Origin of the sequence: Micromonospora sp. ALFpr18c, assembly GCF_008868155.1 — a bacterium.
In the GTDB taxonomy this organism is placed as follows: Bacteria; Actinomycetota; Actinomycetes; order Mycobacteriales; family Micromonosporaceae; genus Micromonospora.
Genome location: NZ_WBKR01000350.1, coordinates 1 through 2,663 on the forward strand (window position 1 = coordinate 1; position 2,663 = coordinate 2,663).

General features: G+C 67.9%; 3 protein-coding genes. All 3 read left to right on the top strand.

The genetic code is table 11. The features are described from left to right. Window positions 1-1,433: IS1634 family transposase (locus tag F8271_RS30880; RefSeq protein WP_151493316.1), on the top strand; the 1,433-nt coding region annotated here is incomplete at its 5' end. Window positions 1,434-1,696: 263 nt separating this feature from the next. Next, window positions 1,697-2,188 carry a hypothetical protein gene (locus tag F8271_RS30885; RefSeq protein WP_151493317.1) on the top strand — a complete coding sequence of 164 codons (492 nt, stop codon included), beginning with the start codon at window positions 1,697-1,699 and terminating at the stop codon, window positions 2,186-2,188. After that, on the top strand, window positions 2,185-2,499 hold the full coding sequence (locus F8271_RS30890; RefSeq protein ID WP_225854886.1) for a hypothetical protein: 315 nt from the start codon (window positions 2,185-2,187) through the stop codon (window positions 2,497-2,499). The genes F8271_RS30885 and F8271_RS30890 overlap by 4 nt, the downstream gene beginning before the upstream one ends. Window positions 2,500-2,663: the final 164 nt, after the last annotated feature.

Below are 2,663 nucleotides of genomic sequence, written 5' to 3' on the forward strand. Positions count from 1 at the left end.
TGCTCGACGGGCTGTGGCGCCGGCTGCGAATCGGCACCGTCCTACGGCCGTTGGTCGGCTCGGCGCGGCGGGAGGTCGACGTGGAGCGGGTGCTGTTCGCGCTGGTCGCGAACCGGGCTCTGGCGCCGTCGAGCAAGCTGGCCGCCGCCGACTGGGTCTGCCAGGACGTGCACCTGCCCGGCCTGCCACATGTCACCGACGACGCCTGCTACCGGGCGATGGACCAGCTGATCGAGGTCGAGCCCGCGTTGACCCTCGGTGTCTACGACCAGATCGCCGACCTACTCAACCTCGAAGTCGACCTGCTGTTCTTCGACACCACCAGCACCTACTTCGAACTCGACGAGGCCGACGACCTCGTCTGGCGCGACGACAAGGGCAAGCCGGTCAACGCCGACGACCCCGCCGCGGTCAAACAGGCCGGGTTCCGCACGCATGGCAAGAGCAAGGACTCCCGCGACGATCTGCCCCAGATCGTGGTCGGGATGGCCGTCACCCGCACCGGCATCCCCGTGCGTGTCTGGTGCTGGCCCGGCAACACCGGCGACTCCGCCCTGATCCGGCAGGTCAAGACCGACATGCGCGAGTGGAGCCTGGCCCGCATCGTCTGGGTCGCCGACCGCGGCTTCGCCTCCGCCGAGAACCGCCGCTTCCTGCAACAGGGCGGCGGACACTACATCCTCGGCGAGAAGCTACGCGCCGGCACCAGCGAAGCCGACCAGGCTCTGGCCCGGCAGGGCCGCTACGCCACCGTCGCGGACAACCTGCAGGTCAAGGAAGTCAACATCGACACCGACGACCGGTTCGTCATCTGCTACAACCCCGAGGCCGCCGACCGGGACGCCGCTGTCCGCCAACGGCTGATCGCCCAACTCACCGACCTGATCGACGACACCGACCGGCTGCCGGCCACCAAACGCGCCGAGCTACGCGGCGTGATCTCCACCAAGCCCGGCCTGAACCGGTTCCTGCGCGTCACCCCCAAGGGCCTGCTTCGCCTCGACCAGGCCAAGGTCAAGGCCGAACAGCGCCTCGACGGCAAGTACCTGCTGCGCTGCTCCGACCCGAAACTGAGCGCGGAGGACATCGCCCTGGGCTACAAGCAACTACTCGAAGTCGAACGCGGCTGGCGCGACATGAAGACCACCCTCGACCTGCGCCCGGTGTTCCACCGCCGCGAGGACCGCATCCGCGCCCACATCCTGCTCTGCTGGCTGGCCCTGCTGCTCATCCGCGTCGCCGAGACCGAGACCGGCCGCACCTGGACCGCGATCCGCACCGAGATTGACCGGCTGCACCTCGGCGTGTTCACCGGCCCCGCCGGCACGTTCGCCCAGCGCACCGAGCTGTCCCAGCCCCAAAAGGCCCTGCTCACGAAGCTGCGGATCACCGAACCGCCCCGCATCCTCGACGCGACACCCGCAACCGCCTGACCTGCAACAACACAGCCGCCTAGTGACACGCCCTGTCACCGGGCCTACCAGCGTTTGCCCAGCTCAAACCCCAAATACGCGGACTATATCGACGCGAAGCTGCGGAACGCAGGCATCGGGTACTCCGTCTGAGATGAAAGCGTCTTGGCCGCCCAGGTCCTCGACGGCGGCGGAGAAGGCCGTCGCTCGGCGCTCAACTTGCCGTCAACACAGGCACCACGGAGTGGGTCCCGGCTGGCAGAATCTGGTAGGTGGGCGTACCGATGGCTGACATTCGCGCCGGGCTTCTGGCGACGGCACTCGTCCTGGCCCTTGCCGGATGCTCCGACAACGCCCCCGACGACGAGCCGACAGGGAGGACCACCAGCGTGAGCCCGGCACCGGTCCGGACCGACCGAGACCCGATCGCGAAACGGTTTCCGCGCCTCGGCGAGTTCGTCGAAACCCACTGGCAGGCGTCAGCCGCCGGAGCTGACACCCGCGGCGTCACCGGCCCGACCGACACGCGCATCGAGGCGCTGGTCGTGCTGCGACCCGACACCCTGGCCACAATCATCAAAGGGTACGAATGGCAGCCCGCACCGCCCAACTGGGACGCACCGCTGAGCGCCGAGCTGCGCCCGTTCCTGCCGACCGGCGGCACCTGGCAGGTCAGTGAGCAGTTCGCCAAGGACGTGCGGACGGCACAGTACAACGGCACCGTCTACCTCGACGCCGGCAGCGGCACGGTCTTCCTGCGAGTCATCGACAGTTGACCCGCCAGACATCGCACCCGGCAGGAGCCGCTCTGCAGCGGTGGGAACTCGCTACACCGCTGATCGGGCTGAGCCTGCTGATGGTTGTTCCGGCGGTGTTCGGCACCGTGACCTGGTGGTCCTTCTACGGGGTCGGCTACCGGGTGCTGAGCGTCGTCATCTGCCTCGTCCTCACCGCTCAACTGGCGGTGGCGGTCTCCATCGGCGTCCGACCGAGCAGGGACGTGCCTTGGACGAGGGTCGGGCTGGTCATTCTCGGCATGCTGGTCGCCTGCGGCCTGGCCCACGGCCCCGGCGTTGTTCCGGCTTGAGATGTTCTGTCCAGGTTCAGGATGGGTCCAAGGTGGGAGTTGTGGGACGAGCGCGACTCTGATGATCTTTCGGGTGTCTAGACCTAAAGATCGTTCCAGGAGCCGCGCTCGTGTCCTCATCTTCCCCGATCCACCCTGTTGTTGACCACCTCGCCGATCTGGCC

Excerpts from the sequence above, each read along its gene's own strand:
- F8271_RS30885 (WP_151493317.1), top strand. The coding sequence starts at position 1,697 with ATGGCTGACATTCGCGCCGGGCTTCTGGCGACGGCACTCGTCCTGGCC.